At 44.0% G+C, this 25134-nt stretch carries 25 protein-coding genes; 8 read left to right on the forward strand and 17 right to left on the reverse strand.

The annotated features are described in order from the left end of the window. Positions 1 to 110 precede the first annotated feature (110 nt). Positions 111 to 743: a TetR/AcrR family transcriptional regulator gene (locus tag ABWW54_RS16695; RefSeq protein WP_353413907.1), complete on the forward strand. Its 633-nt coding sequence runs from the start codon at positions 111 to 113 to the stop codon at positions 741 to 743. Between the two features lie 106 nt (positions 744 to 849). Here the strand turns inward: ABWW54_RS16695 and ABWW54_RS16700 are convergent, their stop codons facing one another. Both ABWW54_RS16700 and ABWW54_RS16705 read right to left on the reverse strand, forming a co-directional pair. Beyond that, complete coding sequence (locus ABWW54_RS16700) at positions 850 to 3396, reverse strand: TonB-dependent receptor (protein WP_353413908.1); 2547 nt, start codon at positions 3394 to 3396, stop codon at positions 850 to 852. Positions 3397 to 3613: 217 nt separating this feature from the next. Then, entirely contained in the window at positions 3614 to 4927 is a 1314-nt protein-coding gene (locus ABWW54_RS16705) for a spinster family MFS transporter (protein ID WP_353413909.1), read from the reverse strand. 506 nt (positions 4928 to 5433) lie between these two features. Between ABWW54_RS16705 and ABWW54_RS16710 the strand changes: the two genes are divergently transcribed. Then, entirely contained in the window at positions 5434 to 5589 is a 156-nt protein-coding gene (locus ABWW54_RS16710; RefSeq protein WP_353413911.1) for a hypothetical protein, read from the forward strand. A gap of 227 nt (positions 5590 to 5816) precedes the next feature. On the opposite strand, the gene ABWW54_RS16715 is transcribed toward ABWW54_RS16710, so the two are convergent. From ABWW54_RS16715 to rluD, 7 genes are all read right to left on the reverse strand, one after another. Then, on the reverse strand, positions 5817 to 6212 hold the full coding sequence (locus ABWW54_RS16715) for a roadblock/LC7 domain-containing protein (RefSeq protein WP_353413912.1): 396 nt from the start codon (positions 6210 to 6212) through the stop codon (positions 5817 to 5819). A 25-nt stretch (positions 6213 to 6237) separates the two neighbouring features. Then, positions 6238 to 6771, reverse strand: coding sequence for a GTP-binding protein (locus ABWW54_RS16720; protein WP_353413913.1), 534 nt, complete (start codon positions 6769 to 6771; stop codon positions 6238 to 6240). Between the two features lie 4 nt (positions 6772 to 6775). Then, positions 6776 to 7507 (reverse strand): BLUF domain-containing protein, encoded by a 732-nt coding sequence (locus tag ABWW54_RS16725; protein WP_353413914.1) that lies wholly within the window; start codon positions 7505 to 7507, stop codon positions 6776 to 6778. A gap of 140 nt (positions 7508 to 7647) precedes the next feature. Continuing rightward, complete coding sequence (locus tag ABWW54_RS16730; protein ID WP_353413961.1) at positions 7648 to 7974, reverse strand: hypothetical protein; 327 nt, start codon at positions 7972 to 7974, stop codon at positions 7648 to 7650. Positions 7975 to 8880: 906 nt separating this feature from the next. After that, positions 8881 to 9489, reverse strand: a complete 609-nt coding sequence (locus ABWW54_RS16735; protein ID WP_353413916.1) for a CPBP family intramembrane glutamic endopeptidase — start codon at positions 9487 to 9489, stop codon at positions 8881 to 8883. A gap of 2 nt (positions 9490 to 9491) precedes the next feature. Then, complete coding sequence (pgeF, locus tag ABWW54_RS16740; protein WP_353413962.1) at positions 9492 to 10223, reverse strand: peptidoglycan editing factor PgeF; 732 nt, start codon at positions 10221 to 10223, stop codon at positions 9492 to 9494. Between the two features lie 42 nt (positions 10224 to 10265). Then, positions 10266 to 11213 carry a 23S rRNA pseudouridine(1911/1915/1917) synthase RluD gene (gene rluD / locus ABWW54_RS16745; RefSeq protein WP_353413917.1) on the reverse strand — a complete coding sequence of 316 codons (948 nt, stop codon included), beginning with the start codon at positions 11211 to 11213 and terminating at the stop codon, positions 10266 to 10268. A 181-nt stretch (positions 11214 to 11394) separates the two neighbouring features. Here rluD and ABWW54_RS16750 point away from each other — a divergent pair, with 181 nt between their 5' ends. Next, positions 11395 to 12312 (forward strand): outer membrane protein assembly factor BamD, encoded by a 918-nt coding sequence (locus ABWW54_RS16750; RefSeq protein ID WP_353413919.1) that lies wholly within the window; start codon positions 11395 to 11397, stop codon positions 12310 to 12312. Between the two features lie 81 nt (positions 12313 to 12393). Here the strand turns inward: ABWW54_RS16750 and ABWW54_RS16755 are convergent, their stop codons facing one another. Continuing rightward, a complete protein-coding gene (locus ABWW54_RS16755; protein ID WP_353413920.1) occupies positions 12394 to 14031 on the reverse strand; it encodes an NAD+ synthase in 1638 nt (545 codons plus the stop codon). Positions 14032 to 14150: 119 nt separating this feature from the next. Here ABWW54_RS16755 and ABWW54_RS16760 point away from each other — a divergent pair, with 119 nt between their 5' ends. The 5 genes from ABWW54_RS16760 to lexA all read left to right on the forward strand — a co-directional run bounded on the left by ABWW54_RS16760 (position 14151) and on the right by lexA (position 18045). Next, positions 14151 to 15302 (forward strand): GNAT family N-acetyltransferase, encoded by a 1152-nt coding sequence (locus ABWW54_RS16760; protein ID WP_353413921.1) that lies wholly within the window; start codon positions 14151 to 14153, stop codon positions 15300 to 15302. Positions 15303 to 15305: 3 nt separating this feature from the next. Next, positions 15306 to 16061: a leucyl/phenylalanyl-tRNA--protein transferase gene (aat, locus tag ABWW54_RS16765; RefSeq protein ID WP_353413922.1), complete on the forward strand. Its 756-nt coding sequence runs from the start codon at positions 15306 to 15308 to the stop codon at positions 16059 to 16061. Beyond that, positions 16058 to 16771, forward strand: a complete 714-nt coding sequence (locus ABWW54_RS16770; RefSeq protein WP_353413923.1) for an arginyltransferase — start codon at positions 16058 to 16060, stop codon at positions 16769 to 16771. The genes aat and ABWW54_RS16770 overlap by 4 nt, the downstream gene beginning before the upstream one ends. A 184-nt stretch (positions 16772 to 16955) precedes the next feature. Next, the gene (gene infA, locus ABWW54_RS16775) at positions 16956 to 17177 is read left to right on the forward strand and encodes a translation initiation factor IF-1 (RefSeq protein WP_113955741.1); all 222 of its coding nucleotides are present in this window, start codon (positions 16956 to 16958) and stop codon (positions 17175 to 17177) included. Between the two features lie 184 nt (positions 17178 to 17361). Next, positions 17362 to 18045 (forward strand): transcriptional repressor LexA, encoded by a 684-nt coding sequence (gene lexA / locus ABWW54_RS16780; RefSeq protein WP_353413924.1) that lies wholly within the window; start codon positions 17362 to 17364, stop codon positions 18043 to 18045. Between the two features lie 263 nt (positions 18046 to 18308). Here lexA and ABWW54_RS16785 read toward each other — a convergent pair whose 3' ends face one another. The 7 genes from ABWW54_RS16785 to ABWW54_RS16815 form a co-directional block, all read right to left on the reverse strand. Further along, positions 18309 to 18782 carry a DUF1178 family protein gene (locus ABWW54_RS16785; protein WP_353413926.1) on the reverse strand — a complete coding sequence of 158 codons (474 nt, stop codon included), beginning with the start codon at positions 18780 to 18782 and terminating at the stop codon, positions 18309 to 18311. 95 nt (positions 18783 to 18877) lie between these two features. After that, positions 18878 to 20689 (reverse strand): translational GTPase TypA, encoded by a 1812-nt coding sequence (typA, locus tag ABWW54_RS16790; RefSeq protein WP_353413927.1) that lies wholly within the window; start codon positions 20687 to 20689, stop codon positions 18878 to 18880. A gap of 143 nt (positions 20690 to 20832) precedes the next feature. Further along, a complete protein-coding gene (locus ABWW54_RS16795; protein ID WP_353413928.1) occupies positions 20833 to 21936 on the reverse strand; it encodes an ATP-binding protein in 1104 nt (367 codons plus the stop codon). A 174-nt stretch (positions 21937 to 22110) separates the two neighbouring features. Next, complete coding sequence (locus ABWW54_RS16800) at positions 22111 to 22461, reverse strand: Hpt domain-containing protein (protein WP_353413930.1); 351 nt, start codon at positions 22459 to 22461, stop codon at positions 22111 to 22113. A 153-nt stretch (positions 22462 to 22614) separates the two neighbouring features. Continuing rightward, positions 22615 to 22992 (reverse strand): STAS domain-containing protein, encoded by a 378-nt coding sequence (locus ABWW54_RS16805; protein WP_353413932.1) that lies wholly within the window; start codon positions 22990 to 22992, stop codon positions 22615 to 22617. A 7-nt stretch (positions 22993 to 22999) separates the two neighbouring features. Then, complete coding sequence (locus ABWW54_RS16810; protein WP_353413934.1) at positions 23000 to 24178, reverse strand: SpoIIE family protein phosphatase; 1179 nt, start codon at positions 24176 to 24178, stop codon at positions 23000 to 23002. A 25-nt stretch (positions 24179 to 24203) separates the two neighbouring features. Further along, positions 24204 to 25133, reverse strand: coding sequence for a glycosyltransferase family protein (locus ABWW54_RS16815; protein WP_353413935.1), 930 nt, complete (start codon positions 25131 to 25133; stop codon positions 24204 to 24206). Position 25134 lies beyond the last annotated feature (1 nt).

Below are 25134 nucleotides of genomic sequence, written 5' to 3' on the forward strand. Positions count from 1 at the left end.
GTCTGACTAAAGGTTAATCAGAGATAGACGTCTTAAGATTATCTCAAACGCTTAGTCAAACTAATAATGTTAAAATGATTTACTAGCTCACTAAACAATATCCAAAGTTTATGCCAAGACCCGCCATTACCGAAGCTCAAAGATTAGCGGCCAGAAAAAAAATTAAGGAGGCAGCTTCTAGACTTTCACAGAGTTTAAGCATCTCTTATTCGGACACTCAAGAAAAGCCAGATTTTTCAGTAAGGGCGGTCTCTAAAGAAGCAGGCATCTCCGTCGGTTCATTCTACAAATATTACGAAAACCTGGAAGACTTAATTCAATCTCTTTGGGCTGATCCAGTTTCAGAGTTAAAGTTGCGCATGCAAAAGGATGTAAAAGTAACCCGTGAACCAACTCAAAGAATTCGTCTCTTACTCAGGCATTACCACCGGTTCTCTATAGAAAATAGAAAAGTATTCCGTGGCGCATTTATGTTTGTTAGACCTGACAAATACGCTCCCCCAACTAGTGCTGACCTAAAAGATGAAGATTTTTATGTCCACATAAAACAAGCTTTAATAGACGGTCAAAAGTTAGGGATATATCGTGACTTTGACGCGGACAAAATGACCTGTACATTTTGGGCAGGCATACACGGCTCACTGACTATACCCGTTAACTTTGATCGTTTTGACTTTGGTCCAACTGAAGAGTTAGTCGCACACATGATTGACTCACTACTCCATTTGATTCAAAAACCGTAATATCATTACTCTAAGCTCAGATATTCTTCCTATAATCGTCATCAATTGTGAAGGGACCCTATGATTCTATTGCATAAGATCCCCAACTCCTTCAGTAGCTCAACACTTAAAAAGTGTGCTTGAATGTAAGCCCAAAACTCGACGGTTGATTTGCATAGCCAGAAATTGAACCATCTTGTGCTATCGAGGAAAATGCGCTGGTTATATACTGTTCATCAAAGATGTTTCGCCCCCATATCGCCAAAGAAGTGTGATCTGTCAATGAAATATTTATAGCGGCGTTCACTAAATCGTATTCACGTTGAAAACCAATCAGGTTCTGCAAAGCTTGATCGTCAAAATAATTAGTTTTGCCTGAATGCTGCCAGTCAGCTCGTATGGATGTAGGTTTTCCTAGCAGGCTAATTTTGTAGTTTAGGCCAATACTCGTAGAAGTTCTAGAAACGCCTGCTGGACGTTGACCAGTCAAGTTACCACTTGGCGCGTTAGCAAACTCATCAAACACTGGGTCGTAAAATGATCCAGAAAAGCTCAACGTCAACGCATTACTTAACAACCAACGACCATCAATTTCCACCCCTTTTGTTGACTGTTTTCCTGCGTTCGCAAGTGCAAAACCTAAGCCTGTGAATACATTAGATTGGAACCCTTCAACAGTTTGCTCAAAAAGCGCTAAATTCACGCCCAAGCGGTCCCCTTTATATTTGACGCCAACCTCGATCACCTCAGATTCCTCTGGGCCAGCAAACCTAGTGCCATTGGTTAAGTTTGGAATCGCTATCCCGGCACTTCGAATTGGAGAAGCAGGAGGGTTAGTTACAGCCGACCCAGGAATAAAATCCTCAGTCGATGGTCTCGAATTTCTAGAAAGGTTAAATGAGGTTGCTTTGAAACCGGTAGAGAAAGACGCGTATACGTTCAAGCTATCCCTAATGTCGTAGGCGATACGAAGATTATACGTGAGTTCGTCGTCAAAGGAATTTCCATTTTCTATTTCATTTGGAAAACCCAATACAGGGGGTAGAAACTGTAAAGCACCGAGCGCCAGCAATGGATTAGTCTGTGGGTTTTGCGCCCCTAGTTGAAGTGCTCTGTATACTTCAGGGTTGGACGCAGCAAAGGCTGATACAGAAGACGGATCGATTGGGTTAACACCTAATCCAGCTAATGCGCTTGAAAATCCAACAGCAACAAAATCTAAGCTAGAAAAAGCATCGGTATTTTCTTGGTTAAAATAGGCGTCTTTTTCATCTTCGATATAGCTCAAGCCTATTGTGGCCGTAAGCGCATCACTCAACAAAAAATCAACACTCGTAAAAATGGACCATGATTGATTGTCCTGACCGGTGCTCTCTATCGCTCCTTGGCCAGCCTGCCCAAAGGTTGACCCCAAGGGTAGGCCTAGGGCAAGTTCGGCTCCTGAATACGCTCCCCCAGAAATCCCATCAGCAAACCGCCTAAAGTCCGTTCCAAATTGAAACGTACCCGGAAAATCAATCTCTTCATCAAAGAACGAGCCCCCAATCATCCATCCGATGTTCGAATCAGAATTCGAAGTAAACCGAATTTCCTGAATAAATGTTTCAGATTCACCGGTATTCGAAAAAGTAGCCAAGTCGGCTCCAGTCGCATCAGAGTCGGAAACCGTAAATGAATCAACTGTCCGAAAGGACGTAATCGATGTTAGGTCTGCAAACCCAAGGTCTTTTTCTATCTGGAGAGAAATACCCGCATTTTCCACCTCGTTTATTGGAGATGTATTTACAAATCCTTTGTATGAAAAAGGATCCTCCGCTACCACCCCGCCTAACCGGCTCACCACCTGACCGGTTATTGGCCCATTAACAAGGTTAGCGGTAAAACAACATGCCTCATCTATTTCATCATAATCTGCAATGACCCTGATGCTTAAGCTGTCATTAGGTTGATAGAGTAATTGCCCATTTAGACCAAAGCGATTTCTATCATTCAATTCCTCGCCATTTAGGAGATTTGTTGCATAGCCATCTCTCTTATTGGCACTTGTACTCAATCTGTACGCTACAGAGTCTGTAAGTGGGCCTGTAACATCCAAAGCTATTCTCTTTTCATTTTCATTTCCAACAGTCAACGATACTGAACCAGTGCGCTCAAATTCCGGCTGCTTTGTATGTATCGATACAACCCCTACCGACGCATTTTTGCCAAACAATGTTGATTGTGGCCCTCTTAGCACCTCAACACGTTCAATATTAATCAAATCGGAAATTTGGGCTGAGGAGCGCGAACGATAAATACCATCAACAAAAACACCAACGGACGGTTCAATGCCTGCATTACTTCCTATCCCTCCAAATCCTCTGATCGAAAACCCGCTTGCAATAGTGCTGACAGACTGTTGAACCTCCAATGAAGGAACAAGTGACTGTAAATCAAACACATCTCTAATCGCAGCTTCTTCCAAATCTCTACCACTAACGACTGAGACAGCTATAGGTGTGTTTAAAAGTGTTTGAGATCGCTTGGATGCAGTAACGACAATTTCCTCTAAGACTGTTGAATCGAGCATCTCCTGTGCATATACATGATTCAACATACCTGAAGCCATAAGAATAGCTAAGGCGGTCCCTTTTAACTTCATGTTTAGCTTAGGGCTTTCTTCTAATATAGTCATGGTCTCTCCTAAATCACTTGGTGTTTATTTTTGTATTATTCAGCCAAAATATAATGAACGTGTTCATTATATAAACTTAGATTAGTACCGTTTCAATGTCAACCGCTTTAATGTGAGTTTTAACTTTTCAACCAATCTATTGAAATGCTCATCACTCGGACCAGATCATCAGCTTAATGAATTACCTCGCTAGATGGCTAGATACGACAACATTTAGTTATTGATTGCTTAGCGTTTCAATATCACGATTACGATGTTCAGCTATCGACCAATCTCTAGGCAGTACTTTGGCAACAACAAGAAAGCTGATTAATGAAGGAATGAAAAATAAACAAGTGGCTGTTAGCGCTTGACGCATTGCATAAAGTTCGGTGTTCCCGGTATGGAAAACATCAATTAACCAACCCGTGAATGTCGGCCCACCACCTAGCGCTATCATGTTTAGAATGAAGAAAAACAATGCCGTTGACATAGCACGCATATTTATTGGCGCTAAAGTTTGAGCAATTGCGAAGCATGGTCCTAGATAAAGGCCAAGAAAAAACAGAAAAAAAGTAACGAATACTAAATGCGCCGCAATGGACGCGACCCATATGCTTCCGACACCGATAGGTAAGCAGACCAAGATAGCAATTGCAGGCACCCAGCCATACGCTCTGATATCACTGAGGCCCCACTTATCAGTTATTCGCGCTCCAAAATATGCTCCAGCAACATAGGTTGTTCCATTAATTATCCCAAGCAAAATTAGTAATGTTTGGAAATCAAAAGCTGGGTCCAAAATTCTTAAGTACTTTGTTTGGAAAGCAGAAAATGCGTATGAGACGAAAGACCCGAAACCAATGCCCAAACACATCGCCCACCAGGTTGGTATCCTTAATAGAGTTTTAATAGAATTTTTAAAAGAAGATTTAGGAATGATCGCACCCTCTGAAACATCACGCCCGCCCCTCCTTGGTTCACGCAAAACTAGTTTCACAACTCCAGCCAAGCCAATTCCGACGCCCCCCAACACTACAAATATTCTCCGCCAGTCCACCTGTTCACTAGATTCACCAATCAAAGAAGCGGTTACAAAGTAAGCGGCCATGATCCCAATTGGAATGCCCATCGAGTAGATGCCTAGAGCACCTGCGCGCTCTTCTTTTCCATATAGATCAGAAATGATTGAGTGCGAAGATGGGCTGCCGCCGGCCTCTCCAATCCCAACCCCCATTCTCGCTATTCCGATTTGGAGAAAACTACCAGCGATGCCTGTTAGAGCAGTAAATGCGCTCCAAGTGGCCAGCGATATTGATAGAATATTCACGCGATTGAATCGATCCGCCAACCACGCTATAGGAATTGCAATAAGTGTATAAAATGCGGCAAATGCTAGGCCAATCAAGAGGCCAAGTTGAGAATTCGATAGATTCAAATCTTCTTGAATAAACGGAGCTAATATGCCTACTATTTGACGATCAATGAAATTGAATCCATACACGACTGTCAGAAGAAATAGTGAGAATTTTCGGTAGTTACTTTTTGACATAAGTCTCTCGTTGATATCTGAAGAGAAGGCATAAACAAATGTAAGCGGAGTGACTGCAGATAAAACATGTCACGCAGCACCAAATATGAACACGTTCATTTTAATTTGTCAAATATTCATTCTTTCTCTGTTTAGTTAGAGATAGGATCAAGAAAGTTTAGATCGAAATAACATTCGGCTTACAACACTCTTTAAAGGGCTTATACGCCTGGACTCTCCACTTTCGGGGCTCCACTATGTCTTCAGTGTCACCACAGCGATGCACCAAATCAGTACGGTCGACTACGGTTTTGTGATCCAGAATGCCTGCTTAGGCAAATGCTGTAACTCTTTATCCAAGCTTGCTAGAGCCAGCTACCCCAGATTGCCCACTATAAGGATTTGTTCAAGATTGAATATGTAATGAGCCAAATGACGTAGAGCTTCGATTCTCACTCCATTTCCTATTTTAATGGATCCAAAAGTTACGCTACCAATATCGCTTCCTACTTAAGGCATTGTCACGATTGACGGTATTCTGCGCGCTTAAATTGCTTGAACGCGCTATCGATTCCGACTTCATTTCGGATGACATATACATCGCCGACATTGAGCTTGGCAATGAGATTATGAGTGGTTCTGGCAACGCCTGGGTGAAAAAGTTTACGGTTGATTATCGATAATATCGCTGACTCTTCCTGCCCAAAATTGGCATTCGCCACAAAATTCTAACAACAAGAAGGATTTGCACAAACGCTGAACATGACTAAAGTGCCCGCTTTTAACGACGTTAAGACGACATAAAACGGCTTTACTACCATTATTCCAAACCCAATAATCTAAAAAACCGAGCCAATTTAAGAGCGAAATATCATTGATAAGTAATGAGCTAGTACGCGGTAAAAGATAGTTACTTAATACTGTCTACAGTATCGGCAAACCTTTTTAATGCGAAACGAGCTTGCGCTAAGGACATGTCCGGTTTAGCGACCATCGTCACGACGCACGGCGTGCTCAAATACTGAGCTTTCTTGAACAGCATATTACCGCCTTTTGACTCGATCGTGGCAACCGTGGACTCTTCCTTCATTAATTGAAGCGAAGATGAGCTACTCAGAGCAAACAACGAACTGGACATCGCGGCTAATTTATCGGCTTCAACATCCAATGATTTGGCTGCGAATGACTTGATGTTGAATCCATCTGTGGTGCTGAGACTCAATAAAGTGATCTCTCGATTTTCACTACACAACTCTTTAATCAAGTTAACCAATTCGAGCTTGATTTCCATTTTGGGAGATTTCATATCTTTTCTAAATCTTGCGATTTCTTCAATTGAAACGATTGATCGCGTTTAATGTGTGCAAAATTGTGGTCGCGGAGTGTTTGTCTCGCGCGTCTACGTTAATAACAGGCGCCATTACGCCATGAATGCTTAGTATCGATTGCACTTCTTGCGTCAAAGCGGAGACTTCAGACTCCTGAGCGTCATCGCAATGTGTTATTGCCACCAAGCACGCTGTTTTATTTTGTTTAGGCGAGAAAAAAGTGAGTAATTTGTCGAAGTTATCAATGTCTGGAATATCTCCGTATTTGACCAAGACGACCAACCCCCATAAGGATTCTTTCACAAACTCCCAAAGAAACTGATACCTGTCTTGCCCTGGAACGCCATAAAGCCCTAATGCTGTTTTTTCATCCAACATGATCCTGCCGTAGTCAATTCCAACAGTTGTATACTGCTTGCCGATATCGATCGAAGATTCAGCCTCGGTTTCAAACGGTTTAATTTCACTCAAAGTTGAAATCAATTGCGTTTTTCCAGCACCTACTTCGCCAATTACGGCCAATTTATGACAATCCATTCCTCTACCCCAAAGTCAGAAAGTTCTTCATTTTGTTATAAAAGGTTTGCGATCCTCTAAATCCACCTTGACTCACTTCAGGTATAACCTCATCAGAAACGACTAAGATGTCCATTTGCTGAAATTGCCGCAAAAACAGATCAATTTGAGCCTTTGTGCCAAAGTCTCCGGACTTGAGAATGTCAGCGTAACTCTCGGTGCCACTGGTTAACCTTGCACACAACTCGATTAGCGTCGGTGACTGTTTTATCTGAGTAAAATCAGGCCAAGCCAGTAACTTAAGACTCTTTCCCTCGAAATCGTTGTCGTCAGCAGCCCCCCCTATTCCATCGTAGAAAATTGAAAACAACCGTCTCTTTTCCTCGCTCAGGTCATTCAGGTGAGGTTGAACTGCACTCATTAATTTACGAAAGCTAGGCTCACGGCCAACGGCACTGATAAGCCGCATACTCCAACCTGTGAAGCTTCGAGTATCGGTCGTTGTATCTAGTATCTTGACAACGTCACAATGCCTTTTGTCCTTACAAATGGCATCAAACAAATGACCAATGGCGTCGTTATCACCTTCAATAATTTGCAAAAAGTGCCCTTTAGAAAACGTCAATATTCCAGTGATCCCGGTTTCAGCGTTGTTTTTACGTGCCACTTGGCAAATTTTAGACAAACCCAGTGGTACCCTAAACCCTCTCACGTTTTCAATCGCCGAACTCACGTACACTATTGTTCTTAACGTCATACAACACACCTACCCTGAAGAACCATCGACATAAATCTAAACCCAACCCAAACAGTCTCAGCTGACCCTTTATGATGAAAGGCAGCACTCGATATAAAACGGACGTTTGCCTACCGAGCGCCAACTTCATTACATAATAACTAAATACTAAGCCCGCTTTCGATGGCCAACACTTTTCTGCGTGCCAGAGCTAGGTTTGCTTTTGTTTTATCCAACACTAGGTAAATGAATAGCCCTTCGTGTTTTGCTGTAGGACGAATAATGTGAAATTGATCATCTAACGTAATCAATATGTCTTCAATTGCGCCCGTAATACCCAGGGACTTCATTGTTTTCATTTTCGCCTTAACCACTTCAGAATTTCCAGCAGCCGCCAGATCAAGATCCACGCCGCCACCAACAGCACCGAGTGACATTCCAGACGTATAATCAACGATGCATGCTCCTACAGCACCATCAGTTTCCATTAGCCCTTTCAAACTTGCTTCAATATTATTAGCCACGATAAATACCCCTTTTAAAATTAAAATTTGTTGTTCATTACATCTTCAGAGCAAGCTCCTTCAACTGGACTTAGTGTAAGCGAAAGCCCAGAAAAAATACCGCACCAAAAGTGAACATTTGAAAACTTAAGAAACAATTTAACGACGTTTGGTTCTTAGCTGTTCCCCCCCGATTCAAAATATAGAACTAAGTCCGTTTAGCCTGTCACCTGAGTTACAAACGAGAGCGTTTACCATCATTTACCAACAACGATTCACTGTAATTTTGAATCGATAGCAAAAAAGTATCAACAATACAGAACATCGCTCGAGCGCAACTGTAAATACATAATGAAGTAACATTTAAGTAATTGAAAATAAAAATTATTCTCTTTATCGTTCAATGGTTGCTAAAAACCTAAGACCCTTTGAGATCATCTCTTTCATTTGCCTGAACGACGTCGGTAACAACACCTTGCTCGGGATCAGCGAATCGAGCGACTTAAATAATCTTTATAAAAACAGATGCCGTAAGCTTGATCGATGTCAAACTTGTCAAGTTCTCTTTAAAAGCCAGAACTCAACCCACAAAAATGAATGCACCATAACGGTGCAATTCTAGGCAAATTGAATAAACCAAGGTTCCGATAATTCTGCTTAGAGCACTCAATTTTAAGGAACGATAGAGCCCTGAATACTGGCTCTATCAAACGCTCTATCAAACGAAAGATGGAACATGACCGTTGGTAAAGACACTTAGTTCTTGTGTTTCCTGCCGACGATCAGAGCGAACTCGTACGAAACAATTATTTAAGGGCAATGTTACGAAGCAAAACAACAGTAAACGCCCAACTCATCTACCAAACCGTCAGTCCATTTCTTGAGTGCATCTTAAAACCTCATTCCCTGTCTCACTTTGTTTGACACTCCCAGTATTTGAGGGCTTTTTGCTATAACGCCTAGTGCAATAATATCGTAAACGGCGTGCACAACGACCACCAGAACCATGCTTTGCGTAATAAAAAACGTCAATCCTAAAAACACACTCATCAAGAATGCGAACGCAAAATAGTACCAGCTCATCGCATGCAGCAACGCAAACACTAATGACGAGATGACTATGGCCGTGTAAATCCCGATAGATTCTGTCAGCCAACTTTGCAAGGCACCGCGAAACAGTAATTCTTCACTGAGACCGGCCAAAACTGACAGCACTATTATCTGCGGCCAAGTAAAGTGATGACACATTCCATGCAATTCATCGGTCAATCGATAAAAAGCATTGATCCTCAGCAAACGATGTGAAAGAAGGTAAACCGGTCCTATAAAGACCAGTAGAGCCAAAGCTATTCCAACGGGAACAGACCACCAACCTATTATCCCAACACCGGTCCAAGAATAGGAATGGCCATAGGTCAGAAAAATACTAATCAGCAACAACCCCAGAGATAATGCAAGCAATTGCGGAAACTGAATTCCCTGTTGTTCGCCAGAGCTCATCGTTACTCCTTACCTGACTCCATCCAAATAAGCGATGCCATGCGCCCAGTTTCACCATCACGTCGATAGGAAAAGAAACGTTTCGGGTCGGAAAATGTGCATTCATTTGAATTGAAAAAACGGTGGACCCCAACTTGCTCTAATCGAGCTTGAGCAAGTAAAGCAAGGTTCGCAAAGTACTTTCCTGCGTCGTTGGCTTCTCTGTACGCTTCTTCAGGGCCTCCTATTTGAGTTTTCACCTCCTGACCAATTTCAAATGCGTCTGAGCCAATACACGGTCCTGCCCACGCTGAAACCTGTTCTGGAGCACATCGAAACCGTCTGATCGCGTTTTCGATTACGCCATTGCACAATCCACGCCACCCAGCGTGCACAGCAGCGACTTCATCGCCGGTTTCATTGGCGAACAAGAGTGGCAAACAATCCGCTGTCATTATCGCGCACACAGCTCCCCCTTGGTTAGTGTAAACCCCATCGGTGCCGCTAATATCCGCATTTCTGGCATGATCAATCACATGATTGCCGTGAGTTTGATCTAACCACAATGGCTCATTAGGCAGTTCGAGTATTGTTCTTAGTGAGGCGCGATTGCGTTGTACTGTGTCAGCACTGTCCCCAACATGACTCCCGAGATTAAGAGATGAGTAAGCGCCCACACTTTCCCCAAATGCTCGAGTGGTGCTTATTGCTTTGACCGTATTAGGAACCGGCCATTTGGGGGTGATAAATTCCATCTTTCGTAGAACCGTCAAACCAAACTCTATTACCCAGACAACCTAATGATTATCCAATTCGCAAGCATCAACTAACGCTTGCATGTCTTCGGGCAAAGCACGCTCCCAAGACTGATGTTCACCACTGATAGGATGAATGTACTCTATCCTAGTAGCATGCAAAGCTTGTCGCTTAAAACGTCGCAACTGCATTTCCAACTCTGGATGGCAATCGCTCGGAATAGCCAACCGACGCCCATACACAGGATCGCCGACTAACGAGAATCCGATGTGATTCATATGAACCCTAATCTGGTGGGTTCTTCCGGTCTCAAGCTGAACCCGTAACAAAGTCTGATGTCGAAACCTAGAATCAACACGGTAATGAGTGACAGCCTCTTTACCCATCATATTAATCCCCATTTTCCGACGGTCGTGCTTATCTCTCGCAATCGGCTCATCAACCGTACTACCAGAAATAACTCGCCCGTTAGTGAGCGCTAAGTATTCTCGGTGAAGACTGTGATCAACAAGCTGAGATGTAAGGCCTAATCTGGCTGTTTCTGTCTTCGCCACAACCATTAAACCCGATGTGTCTTTATCCAACCGATGCACAATGCCCGCTCGTGCTAGCTGCCGGCTTTCAGGAAAATGAAACAATAAGGCGTTCAACAGAGTTAAGTCTGGATTGCCTGCGCCAGGATGAACCACAAGACCCGCCGGCTTATGCACCACCAACATGTCATCATCTTCGTATTCAATGTCAATTGGCAAATCCTGAGCTTCCCATTCACCCTGACGAATTTCAGGCACGTTTACTTCTAGGCTCTCACCGCCAAACACCTTATCTTTCTGTTTAGGTGATTCGTCATCAAGCATGACCAAGCCCTTCTTGATCCAACCTTGAATCGTACTGCGAGAATGCCCTTCGCAAAGTTCGGATAATGCCTTATCCACTCTTTTACCGACCATATGTTCAGGTACGATGTAGCTGTGTTTTGAGAAACTCATGATTTTGTATATTCAGTTACGATTAACGCAATAGTGACGTCTAGAGCCTTTTATTCGAGCTCGCTGTTGTGGCGAATGATAACAGCCTATTCTGAACACGAAACCTTTAAGACTGTTAATCTTTTGAAAGCTCTAAATGCTTCAATGTAGGCCGGATTCGCGCTATGCTTACGCGCAATTGATGATAACCCATAACGATAACGTCATGAGCTTTTTAACCGCACTTTCCTCGTTCAGTTTTTCGGGGCATATAAATACCAAAGTCAGCCACTCCACGGTTCGTGGAATAAAGCGCGCTTTCGTTCTAATCTTAGCAACGGCCATCCTAAGCGGCTGCTCACCTAAACGAAAGTCAGGCGGGATTGATCAAAGCTTGGCCCAACAGCAAGTGCAAGAACTGTACGACAAAGCAAAACGCGCTCTTGATGCTGGGAATTATAGCTTTGCTATTGATTACTATCGAGCTCTTGAAGCCGCCTTCCCTTTTGGCGAATACACTGAGCAAGCAAAGCTGGATATGATCTTTGCCTTCGATAAAACGGAGCAAATAGAAAAAGCGGTGGCCGCTGCTGACAATTTCATATCTCTTTACCCTACGCATAAAAACGTAGATTACGCTTATTATATGAAAGGCGTGGCCAGTTTTGAGAAAAAGACCGGAAGAGTCGATAAATTCATAAAAGGCAGCTCAGGCTCAGTAAGAGACCCAAAGCCGTATAAAGACTCTATGGACGCTTTCGACGAGTTGTTGAAACGCTACCCAAACAGCAAATACGCAGCAGACGCTCGACAACGCATGGTTTACATTCGAAATGCTTTAGCCGAACGTGAATTAGCGGTTGCACAGTTTTATTTCGATAATCAGACCTACGTGGCAGCGGTAAACAGATGCAAGCACATAGTTTATCGCTTCGAAACTTCTCCGGCGGTTGAAGGCGCTTTAATCTTAATGGAAAAGTCGTACGTAGAAATGGGCTTAAACGACTTAGCCGAAAGCACTCATAACGTTTTATTGGCAAATTTTCCTGACAATAAAAAGGAAGTGTATACAAAGAAAAAGGGCTTTTTTGGTCGCCTAAACCCCTTTGCCAAAGACTAGCCTCCAGATCAATTGATGCACCCAAAAAAGCCGACTCGATAGCGTCGGCTTTTTTAGTTCCAAGATTCTGGTATTAGGCAATCACCAATCTATTTTCGGCCTGTACCCTGATGTAATCGGATAGCGACGGTCACGACCAAACGCCTTTTTAGTGATTCGCACGCCCGGTGCCGACTGACGGCGCTTGTATTCATTGCGATCAACTAAGCGAATCACCTTACTAACCGCTTCGGCAGGATAGCCTTGCTCGACGATCTCGGCGGGAGGCATATCTTGTTCTACATAAAGCTCCAGAATAGGATCAAGAATCTCATAGTCTGGCAAACTGTCTGAATCTATTTGATCTGGTCGCAATTCAGCTGACGGTTCTCGGGTAATGACGCGCTCAGGAATGACTTGCGAGATAGTATTTCTGTATCTTGCCAACTCATACACCAACACCTTAGGCACATCTTTAATCGCATTATAGCCACCGACCATATCCCCATAGAGTGTCGCATAACCAACTGACATTTCACTTTTATTCCCAGTCGTTAATACCATTCGACCAGTTTTATTTGAGTAAGCCATGAGGGTCAGCCCTCGACACCTTGCTTGGATATTTTCTTCGGTAACGTCCTCTTCATACCCCTCAAAAACGGGCGCCAATTGATTAACAAAGGCCTCATACATAGGTTCAATCGATATAACGTGATACTTAATACCCAGAGCCTTTGCCTCAAGATAAGCATCTTCCTTTGAAATGTCTGAGGTATAGCGAAAAGGCATCATGATGACATCAACGTTTTCTGGGCCCAAGGCATCCGCAGCAATGGTAGCCGTCAGCGCAGAATCAATGCCTCCAGACAAACCGATGACCACGCCAGAAAAGCCATTTTTATGGACATAGTCTCGCACGCCCAATACCAAAGCTTGATAAATACTCTCTAAAGGCGCCAATTCAGAGACGTCTTGACTGCCTGTGATGGTAACTCCAGACACGGCTTTAGTTACGGTCACCAAACTCAACGACTCTTCAAAGCTTGCCATTTGATGCACAACAATCCCATTCTGATCGCACGCAAATGACGCACCATCGAATACCAATTCATCTTGTCCGCCGACTTGGTTCACATAAATCACCGGCACATTCACCTTTGCCGCTCGTGCGCAAACCACCTCTCTTCTCTCTGATATTTTGTCACTGTGGTATGGAGAACCGTTGATATTCACAACAACCTCTGCACCGGCTTGGACGGCTAATTCTACCGGCCCTTCATGCCAAATATCTTCACAAACGGTCAACCCTAAACGGACACCCCGGTAATCAAAGACGCACACGGCATCACCCGCTGTAAAATACCGTTTTTCGTCGAATACAGCGTAGTTTGGCAATTTCATCTTCCGGTACTCTTGCACCACATTGCCATCAACGATTAGTGCCCCCACATTATACATTTCACCCTGCTCGATTTTTGGGTAGCCAACAATCAGGTCAACGTCAGAAACTTCTTTACATAAGCGTGCTAATTGTTGTTCAATCCTGGCATGAAAGCCCGGACGCATTAGTAAGTCCTCAGGGGGATATCCGGTGAGCACCATTTCGGAGCACACGACCAAATTACAGCCAAGTTCACGCTTTGCTCGATGCGCGTACTCTATAATTTGGTCAACGTTATTTTCAATTGCACCAACCGTTACATTGATTTGCGCTAAGCCAATATTAATTTCACTACTCATGAGTTATCTTCTGTCTTTACGTGCTCAAAAGAGCGTTACTGTGGCTTAGATAGTTAGATGAAAGTAGACCATCTGATAAACCACTCAAGATACAGAAAGTATATAAGTTTAACGCTCCTATGCATATTGTTGTCCTTCAACGGCTAGCCGACATAGCCCCAAAACAGTGGAATTGCCTTAACACAGACGGTAACCCATTCCTACAACATGAATTTTTAAATGGGTTGGAGAAAACCCAGTGCGTTGTAGCCGAAAACGGCTGGCACCCACAGCACCTTGCACTGTTCGAAGGCGAAACTCTGTTGGCCGCAATGCCCTGCTACATTAAGGACCACTCATACGGGGAGTATATTTTTGATTGGGCTTGGGTCAACGCGTATCACCGACATGGCATAGAATACTACCCGAAGCTATCGAACGCTGTGCCGTTCACGCCGGCCACTGGGCAGCGTATTTTGATTTCAGACGCAGCTCAACAGCACGGCCTTTCGGACGATAGAGCCTTTGAATTGTTCATTACGAAAATCCAAGAAATGTCAGAAGAGCAAGGGCTATCGAGCTTCCATTCACTCTTTAACACATCAAGGCAGGCTGAACAGTTTAAATCGCTCGGATTGTTAAAACGGCATAGTACGCAGTTCCACTGGCGCAATGACAACTACCAAGATTTCGATGACTTTCTATCAAGAATGAGCTCTAAAAAGAGAAAGAACATTAAGCGAGAACGGCGAAGAGTAGCCGAAACAGGAATAACCTATCGCTGGCTAGAAGGACCATTACTCACCGCTCAGACTGCACAGACTATGTACGGGTTTTATTCTCGAACCATCAGTTACTATGGCGCAAAAAGTTACCTAAATAGAGATTTTTTTCAGCATTTAGTGAGCGACTTTAGCCACCAAACACTTTTCCTTTTTGCAGAGTTTGAGGGTACGACCATTGCTGGAGGATTGTACTTTAAAAGTGATCATACTCTCTACGGACGTTACTGGGGAGCTCTTAATAACTTTCATAGCGTTCATTTTGAAACGTGCTATTACCAGGCCATAGAGTGGTGTATCAAAAACAAGTATCGAAAATTTGAAGCCGGAGCTCAAGGCGAACACAAACTTGCCAGAGGCCTTGAGCCTTGCTCAACGTATTCATCGCATTGGATCGCGCACCCAGAGTTCAGTGATGCTATCGCCAGTTTTGTGGAATCTGAAGAGTCTCACATTGAAGAATATAAACGCTCTCTTGAACACCACAGCCCATTCAAATCCGAGTGTTAGATAATGAGTACCTTAAAGGAATTGATCAATTTTCAACCATTTCCGGATCTCGCTTGTGCCGATGAAGATGGCTTACTGGCCATGGGTGGAGATCTGTCTGTCGACACATTAGTAAGCGCCTATACACAAGGAGTATTCCCTTGGTTTAACGAAGGGCAACCAATACTTTGGTGGTCACCAGACCCTAGGTTAGTTCTCTACCCCAACGAACTTAAAGTTTCTCGTAGCCTAAGGAAAAGTATAAAAAACAAATTCACGGTCAGTTGCAACACGTCATTCGAAGAAGTGATCGAAGGATGTGCATTACGCGGGTTAGAAAGAGACGAGCTTAATAAGGAATCAACCTGGATTACCGCCGACATGCATCGCGCTTATAGTGAGCTCTTTTTGCGAGGCTATGCACACTCAGTGGAAGTCTGGTCCGACGGTGATCTGGTCGGTGGACTCTACGGCGTTTGCTTGGGCCGGGCGTTTTTTGGGGAAAGTATGTTTAGCCGAAAAACGGATGCATCTAAAACCGCTCTTGCTTATTTATGCCAACACATGGCAAACCTAAATTATACACTTATCGACTGTCAGGTGGCCTCCGAACACCTACTCAGCTTAGGCGCGAGGGAAATATCTCGCAATAATTTTACTGCCACCTTGGTCGATATAGATATGAATAAGCCAAATCGTAACTTTGCTGAAAGTTTTCCAAGACAACCTCAGGACCTCACAATGATTCTTTCACCTAACAGTGATATAAAGAAACCATGAGCTCATCGCATAATCCAATTCGACTTTTTGAAACCGTCGTTGATGAATGCCCATATTTGGATGATCGCAAAAGTGCGTCTATCTTGGTCGATCCAGACCATGACATCGAACCAGCTCTATTCTCAATGCTATCTCGATCGGGATTTAGACGCAGTGGCAATATGCTCTATGCCCCCAAATGCCCCACCTGCAAAGCGTGTATATCCGTGCGGATTCCGGCGGCAAAATTTTCAGCCTCAAAGGGTCAAAGACGAGTGTGGCGTAAAAACACAGACATCACAGTCACATTAGAAGACGTGCGGTTCGAGCAACAACACTTCGACCTATACCTTAAGTACCAGAAGCACAGACACGCGGAAAGCAGTATGTGCGATGATGATCCGCAAAAATACATCGGGTTTATCGAATCAGATTACGCTGCGTCTAAATTTTTATGCATGCGCATTGATCAACAATTGATCGGCATTGCCGTTCTAGATCAGTTTGAAGGAGGCCTTTCGGCGGTATACACCTTTTTCGACCCCGACCATAGCTCACGCAGCCTCGGTACGTACGCCATCTTGTACACGATAAAGCTGGCTAAAATGCATGAAATACCCTTCGTCTATCTCGGTTACTGGATCGAGCAGTCTACGAAAATGGACTACAAACGGAAATTCAAACCGTTACAAGGGTATATAGATAAAACTTGGCAAGAGCTCGATTTATAGACACAGGACGGCTAGCAAAGGTATTTGCGACGCCCTTCAACTTAATTAGACCTTGAAATACCCCACCTAGTCTTTATTTATAGAGCCACATGGGGCATCATAGCCCCGATTTTAGGACGCTCGTGTTTAATCATGTCGAGCAGTCTCTCAATAATGTTAAAATTCAAATAGATACAGAAAAAACGTGGCAAAAGAAGACCAGATAGAAATGGAAGGCACCGTAATAGATGCACTTCCAAATACTGAGTTCAAAGTAGAGCTAGAAAATGGGCATGTAGTGCATGCACACATCTCAGGAAAAATGAGAAAAAACTACATTCGTATATTACGTGGTGACAGAGTGACGGTTGAGTTAACTCCCTACGATTTAACGAAAGGACGTATAACATACCGTAACAGAACTTAAGTCTCGCCCACCCTCTTGCGCTGTTATGAGCAAGGGGGCACATCGCGGGTATAGGCCTTACCTAGGCCAAGATATTCATTCAAGCAGCTTAGCTAAGGATAGTTAAGTTAACTAAATCAAATAATACTGGTTTTTTTAACAGTAAATTGATACTCTCAATAGATATCAATCTATGAGCTCGACTATGAATACATTGGAGTTAAAGCCGCTTACTAAGCGTCAACAAGAAATTTTCGACTATATACTCGAAAGTATGGCAGCCAATGGCGCGCCACCAACACGAGTGGAAATAGCAGAGCATTTCGGTTTTCGCTCGCCCAATGCTGCCGAAGACCACCTCAAAGCCCTGGATAAAAAGGGGCATATCGAGCTTAGATCAGGCACATCCAGAGGCATATTAATCACCGATCTAGCTCGTGCAAGCATGACGCACAGCTCTGAAATTCCGGGCATGATACAAATTGACCGAAACAAAGCAAATATTACCGATGTTGCCGTGATTGGTGACGTCGCAGCCGGTGCCCCCATTTTCGCGCAAGAACACGTCCAACAATACATCAGCGTAGACCAAAGCCTGTTTGCGGACAAAGCGGACTTTCTTTTAAAGGTGCGCGGAGACAGCATGATCAATATCGGCATTTTTGAACGTGATCTACTGGCTATAAAAAAAGCAGACAGAGCCACTGAGAATGAAATTGTCGTTGCCAGAATCGGAGACGATGTCACCGTGAAACGCTATCACCGTCAAGGCGCGACGGTTTCCTTAATTGCTGAAAATGACGACTATGATCCCATAGAGGTCGACTTGCAAACGCAAACCTTTGCCATAGAAGGAATAGTAGTAGGCTTGATTCGCCAAGGCTTCTGATATCGCATTAAGCGGGTGGTTAAGTCTCGTTCAGAGGCGTCGACATCTACGTAAACTGTGTGTCTAGTGCAGCTCATTTCAAGGCCTCACACAGACCTTGCTGTTGCGTGACGTCTTGTTTTACATGGCAACCGATCCGTGACACAAAACCAAGCCCGTACGAAGACAGTAGAATATGTAGCTATAAAGAATTTATTACTTAAAGAATGTAAAGATCGGGGAATGGAAAAACCCTTAAAAGATTCTCCAATCCAGAAATTCAACTAATTAAGCTTCCCCTTATCAACCGGTTTTGGCGGTATCGGTAATGCAGAAACACCCTCCTGTACCAACTCCTTAAGCTCAGACTTGCTTGCGGTGCCGCGAATATTTGCGGCGTCCTTCTCACCGCGATGTATCTTCAACGCCTCATCAGCAAATTTATTGCCAACGTCCGTGAAATTACCATCAATATACTTATGGACTTGACCTAACATTGATTGCAGTTGTTCATAAGACCGCTCACCAGAACCCGCAGGGGCTCCTGACGCCACCGCTTGTGGGGCGGTAGCGTTGGCAGATGGAACGTTACTTTTTCTGCCAATTTTGGACGCCGTTACCTTTTTGCTGATCTCAGACGTATTACAAACGGGGCACGTTAGCATTCCCGACGACTGCTGACTCTTCAGTTCGTCTGCGTTTTTAAACCACCCTTCAAACTCGTGGCTATTCTCACAATGTAAGTCATAGATAACCATTATCACCCTGCGCAACATTCAATGATACTGAGGGACCATTCTCGCTGAGAATTATTTATCACGCAAGAACGGTCATCACTGATGCCAAGAGACCTCTATTTGGGCTCGCGGCTTGCTCGTTTACGTTCATGCTCTAATAGAAAGCGTTTGCGTATGCGAATGCTTTCGGGCGTGATTTCAACCAACTCATCATCATCAATGAATTCGAGAGCAGACTCCAACGTGTGCTTAACTGGTGGCACCAGCTGAATCGCATCATCTTTACCCGAAGCTCGAACATTCGTTAACTGCTTACCCTTCAGAGGATTAACCGTCAAATCATTATCACGAGAGTGAATACCAACGACTTGGCCTTCATATACCATTTGAGTAGGCTCGATCATCATCTTGCCACGCTCTTGTAAATTGAAGATCGCAAAGCCTAGAGCCTTTCCGGTACCGTTTGAGATCAACACACCATTTTTACGTTGGCCAAATGACTTGTTTTTCTTCTCGTCATACTTGTCAAAGTTATGATAAATCAACCCTGAGCCAGACGTCATGGTCATAAACTCAGTTTGAAAACCGATCAACCCACGTGATGGAATCACAAAGTCCAAGCGAACCCGCCCTTTCCCATCTGGAGCCATATTAGTCAAGTCACCACCACGCTCTTGAAGCGCCTGCATGGCAGTACCCTGATGATCTTCATCAATATCAACAGTCAGAGTTTCGTAGGGTTCATGAATAACCCCATCAACGTCTTTGTAGATAACTTCGGGCCGCGAAACTGCGAGCTCAAAACCTTCTCGACGCATATTTTCAATCAATACAGACAAATGAAGCTCGCCTCGTCCAGACACTTTAAACTTTTCAGGATCATCGGTATCTTCAACTCTAAGTGCCACATTGTGAAGTAGCTCTTTTTGCAGTCTGTCTCGAATTTGACGTGATGTAAGATATTTACCTTCTTGTCCCGCATAAGGCGATGTATTCACTTGGAACGTCATCGTTACAGTGGGTTCATCAACGGTTAGCGCCGGTAGCGCTTCAACCGCATCACGATCGCAAATGGTATCTGAGATAAAGAGCTCATCAATTCCGGTTACCGCAACGATATCTCCAGCTTTCGCCGTTTCAACTTCAACACGCTCAATGCCTTTAAAGCCAAATATCTTGCCAATGCGTCCATTTTTAACCTTCCCATCGGCGTCAATGATAGACACTTGACCATTTGAGTTGATGGTGCCCTGCTTGATTCGACCAATGCCTATAACGCCTAAGTAGCTGGAATAATCCAATTGAGAAACCTGCATCTGGAATGGCTTATCTTCGTCTACTGGCGGTGGTGGCACACGGTCAACAATGGTCTGAAATAACGCATCCATATTGTCCGTTATTTCATCTGCATCTTCCGTAGCAAAGCCATTAATCGCCGAAGCGTAAATAACAGGAAAATCAAGCTGTTCGTCCGTAGCACCTAACATGTCAAACAAATCAAACGTCTGATCTAACACCCAGTCAGGACGAGAACCTTCTCGGTCAATTTTATTGATCACGACTATCGGCTTTAGATCGTGTTCAAACGCCTTTTGAGTTACAAAGCGAGTTTGTGGCATTGGCCCATCCACTGCATCAACCAATAGGATGACGGAATCGACCATCGACATGATTCGCTCTACTTCTCCACCAAAGTCTGCGTGACCCGGTGTATCAACGATATTGATGCGGTAGTCTTTCCATGTTAGAGCGGTCGGCTTAGCCAAAATGGTAATGCCGCGTTCTTTCTCAATATCGTTACTGTCCATAACGCGCTCGACAATTTCAGCACGCTCATCAAAGGTACCGGATTGCTGAAGTAGTTTATCAACCAAGGTTGTTTTACCGTGGTCTACGTGGGCGATAATCGCGATATTACGTAAATTCATAGCTTTGCCAAGTTTATTGCCGCCTCACAAGGAGTCATGCGGACACTCAAAATCAAAGCGCGATTATAGGGTAAAGCGAGGTAAATGCTAGGTTATATAAGCGTTTTTTACCAATCCTAACGGTTATTTGAAAAAGACTGCCATCAAGCGGTCTTTTTCATCGTCTGTGCTGGTATTTTAAGCTTAAATTCACAAAACACCGTGGGCCTATTCCTGAGCGAAACCGAGCCCCCGACGGCCTGGACAGACTCACGAATACTTGCCAAGCTATTGCTTTTTAAGGGGCCGCCCTTATTCGGCCTTACATCAGAGAAACCCTCTAACAATATCAGCTTAACGCCGTGGCCTGTATCGAGCCCTTTTATGGTCGTATCCGATACTAGCTGCTTAGAAACAGCGTGCTGCACCGTCTCCATTTCATCTATACCCTCTCCGTCATCGGCAATTGTAACTACCCAATCACTGCCTTCGCGTGCCACTCCAACAAAAACCTTTAGTGTGGCTGGCTTTCCCGCTGCCTCTCGCACGGCAGAGGCTCTACCGCCATGCACAATTGAGTTACTGACCATTTCACAAATTGACGCTTCTATTAATGGATAATTCGGGTCGGTGACACTTAAACGGTCATCACCTTTCAACTCCAACACATAACCATGCCCAGACTTTACTGATTCAATGTGACTCGTATTATCAATCGCAACCGCTAAAGGCGAAGAAGCTTCTACCTCCTCAGGCCCGACTGACTTACCACCCACTGTGTGTTCAATGAACTTAACTCTACCGTAACAGTGAGCAACGACGGATGCTATTGCGTAACAACCAACCAGACCTATAAAAAAGTAGAGGATAAGCTTAGTCAGGTTTTTATTGTGTACTTCAGTGACTCGAACAGATAACTCGACCAACTGCGACTGCGCCAACCGTAAACGACTGTCCTTTAGCAGCGCGACCAAAGCGTTGACATCAAACAAATCGCCCTCGATATAATCGTCGAGGCGGGGTATGTTGAGTAACCCTTGAGCCGAACTCGGGCCCGCCGACAACTCTTCTATGGTTTGTATCAAGTTTTCAATTTCATAGAAGTTCATCGGCTCATGAAATCGGCTCGGTAAGTTTTTAACCACACCGACAAACTCAGATTCAGCGCTAAACGCACGTAGGGTCTTACTGCCCAGCCAGGCAAATCCCACCAAGTACGCTAGTAATAATAAAAGTGAAAGCACTTTTAATGTAGTTCGATTATCCACTGTCAGCCCCAAGCTCCGATATAGTCGGAGTGTAGTGGATTTTACTCCATTCTGCGAATTACAAATTGTTCTGAATTGTAAACATTGAAGACGATGAACGAATACATTAGAACTCGTCTGCGCGCCAACTCTTCGGTCTTAACTTGGATGAAGATGAACATCCACAGCAGCGGCCTAATCCTTATCGATCATCGCTAAATTAATGGCGTTGAGGGAGCCTTTGAGCATCTGTTCAATCAGATCCATGTCCTCATCGCTTGGCGTTACCCCCTCGTACCATGCTTCCTCAATCTTCTTAGCCTGCTCACATAACGACAATAGCCCAAATGAAGCAGACGATGACTTAAGTGAATGAGCCGATATTCTGCCTAGCTTGGCGTCAGAAGACACAAACGCATCTTGCATGTCTGATAATAACTTTTGAGAATTTTTTTGATAAATTTCAACTAGCATATCGAACTCATCACCCATGAGTTCTTTCAGCTGTTCGAATTGATCTAACTCTATTAATGTTGATTCACTCATCCTATACCCTTTAGTTCGGTCGATCTTATTTGGAAGAAGGCACTCGGTAGCTAGCTCGCGATAATTTGGGGTGACATCCGATTTCTCAAAACTTCACCCAACTCGACTTCATAAAGCACGTGAGCCGTTAGCACCCTCTCAGGCGATATCGTTTTAGTTAACTTCAAGGTCATCTATGCAAGAATCTTTACCTCCCTGCTTTACTAATTCGATCGCTTCTTGTTCAGTCTCTGCAATTCTAATGACTTGATCAATCCGCGTTATCTCAAACAAATCCTTAACGATTGCAGACACGGACACCAACACTAATATTCCATCTGGGGCCACAGCCTTGGACACACCAACAATGGCGCCCAAGCTAGAGCTATCAACAGACATAACTTCGCCCATATCTAGTACTAATGATTTGTTACCCGCATTAATATGTTGCTTTACTTGTTCAGCAAATTCATACGCCAATTTGGCGTCCATTCGAGCATCTAAATGGCGAATCACGGTAACGCCACCGTGTATTTCAAACTCCAAGTTCATTTTGAAACTACCTCAACTGCATGATGACCAGCGAAAGGTCATCGGGCGGGGCTAACATGTCAGAACTCTCAAACCATTTGTTCTCTATATCATGTATTATTTTTTTGGGAGCGTTATCGCAGATGGATCTTAACTTTTTGGCCAGTGCGGGCGTGGTCAGCGACGTTTTCTGACCCGACAACACCATTTCATTAATGCCATCTGAGTAGAAGAACAGCTTATCTCCTGCTTTGTAGCTAAACGAATAGGTTTCATACGTTGCGGACTCCAGCAATCCAATCGGAAACCCATTGCATGGCAGAGTCTCCATCTGGCTTTCTTCTTTATGATAGTGCAATGGGTATGGATGACCAGCCGACGTCACATGAACTTGCCGTTCTTTAGTATCAATTACCCCATAGATAAGCGTGGCATAATGATCGTGCGAATCAGACATATTCAACATTTGCCTATTGAGCTGAGCGCAGACTTTCTCAGGGACACTGCATACCTTTCCTTCGCCAATAAGCTCTATAACCAATCGATCAAACGCCTGCAGTTGTGTTTGTACACTCATAGACAACAATGCAGATGGGACACCGTGACCTGAAATATCAACCAAATAAAACAGGAATAAGCCAGACCCAATATAATAGTAATTAAACACATCGCCACCCACAAACGTGGCTGGATGGAACAACCATTCTACTTGAGTAGGGCCGTCTTCAATAGGGGCTGGGAGCAAGCCAGTCTGTAAAGTACGAGCCCGGTTCAAATCATCTTGGAGCTGCTTCCGACTTTCAAATAAGAACGCATTTTGTTCATCAAGATCGCGCTTCAAATTTAGTATTCGTTCCGCGGGATGTAACTTAACTTTTAGTTCATTGGGGTTCGATGTCTTGGTAATAAAATCATCAGCACCCGCGGCGATCGCTTCAATGCGGTCTTCTTGCATGCCAAGACTTGTTAGCATGATCAAATAGATATAGTGTTTGAAGTCTCCAGCGCGAATCTTTTTGACCAACTCGATACCATTCATTTCAGGCATCAGCCAATCACAAATAACGATATCAACTCTTGTGCAATTTATAGTCTGCCAGGCGATCACACCATTTTCGGCCACGAGCACATCGTGCCCCAAGGTAGTTAGAATTTTGCTCGTTATTATGCGATTCTCATCTTGATCATCAACCACTAAGACCTTCATTATTACTTTCCCTATGCAGACTAGTCTATGTCGGTTTAAACCACTTACTCAGTCGGTTTCTAATCCCATTTTGTTTTTGTTCGCGTCGCGTCTGATCGGCTAAAATCTGATCATCAGGCATCTTAATCACCGTGTCTGTATCAACTCTTATCAGCAAACGCCCCCAAACAATGCTGTTTTCGACTTCAGTCATTTTTCCGACGTAAGAGCCGGTTAATACGACGGTGTTGGAAATACGTGCTTCTTTATCAATAAAACAATCTTTTTCAATGGCCGTTGTGCTGGTGATGTTCACGGACTTATCAATTTGTGTTCCCGCGCCGCAGTAAAAACTACCCGCCTTCAAACTGTTTTTATTCCATTTGACGGCACCATTCAAAAAGAGTTTTGGAGAGGTTTCGTCGACCAACCCCGCAGGAAGCAGCGAATCATACTCTCGGTCTAAAATATTAATCACATTAGCGTGAAAATCTTGAACGGTGATCATGGGAAGGACTTTTCCATCGAGAGACTGTTTACGAGCTATGGTTGACTGCGTTATCAGCGATTGGAAATCGACCTCGCCTAAGGGAAGAGAACAAACCAAGGCCACCAATTCATTATCAACATGAATTTGAAGGCCGTCTTCAGCAACGTTATTCATTTCGCTGCTATCAAAATCAACCAATAAATCAGCATTAATACACCAACCAACACGTCCGGCATCGGCTTCCTGAACACGCTCGCAATACCGGATGGCTACACCGTACTGGGTGCCGTCACCCATGCTCGTTTTAATCAATTGCCACTCTGGGCTTACTATGATTAACTCTCTAAGTCCTGCGCGATAACAATGCTCAACCCAAAAGACTAACTTATTTTTTCCAACCATTGGCAACAAGCTACTTGGCGCTCTCTCATCCAGAGGCGGCAAAAGATTGTTACCAGACTGCGTAAATAAAATCGTTTGTATCATA

This window comes from Arenicella sp. 4NH20-0111, from assembly GCF_040366405.1.
Taxonomy (GTDB): Bacteria; Pseudomonadota; Gammaproteobacteria; order Arenicellales; family Arenicellaceae; genus Arenicella.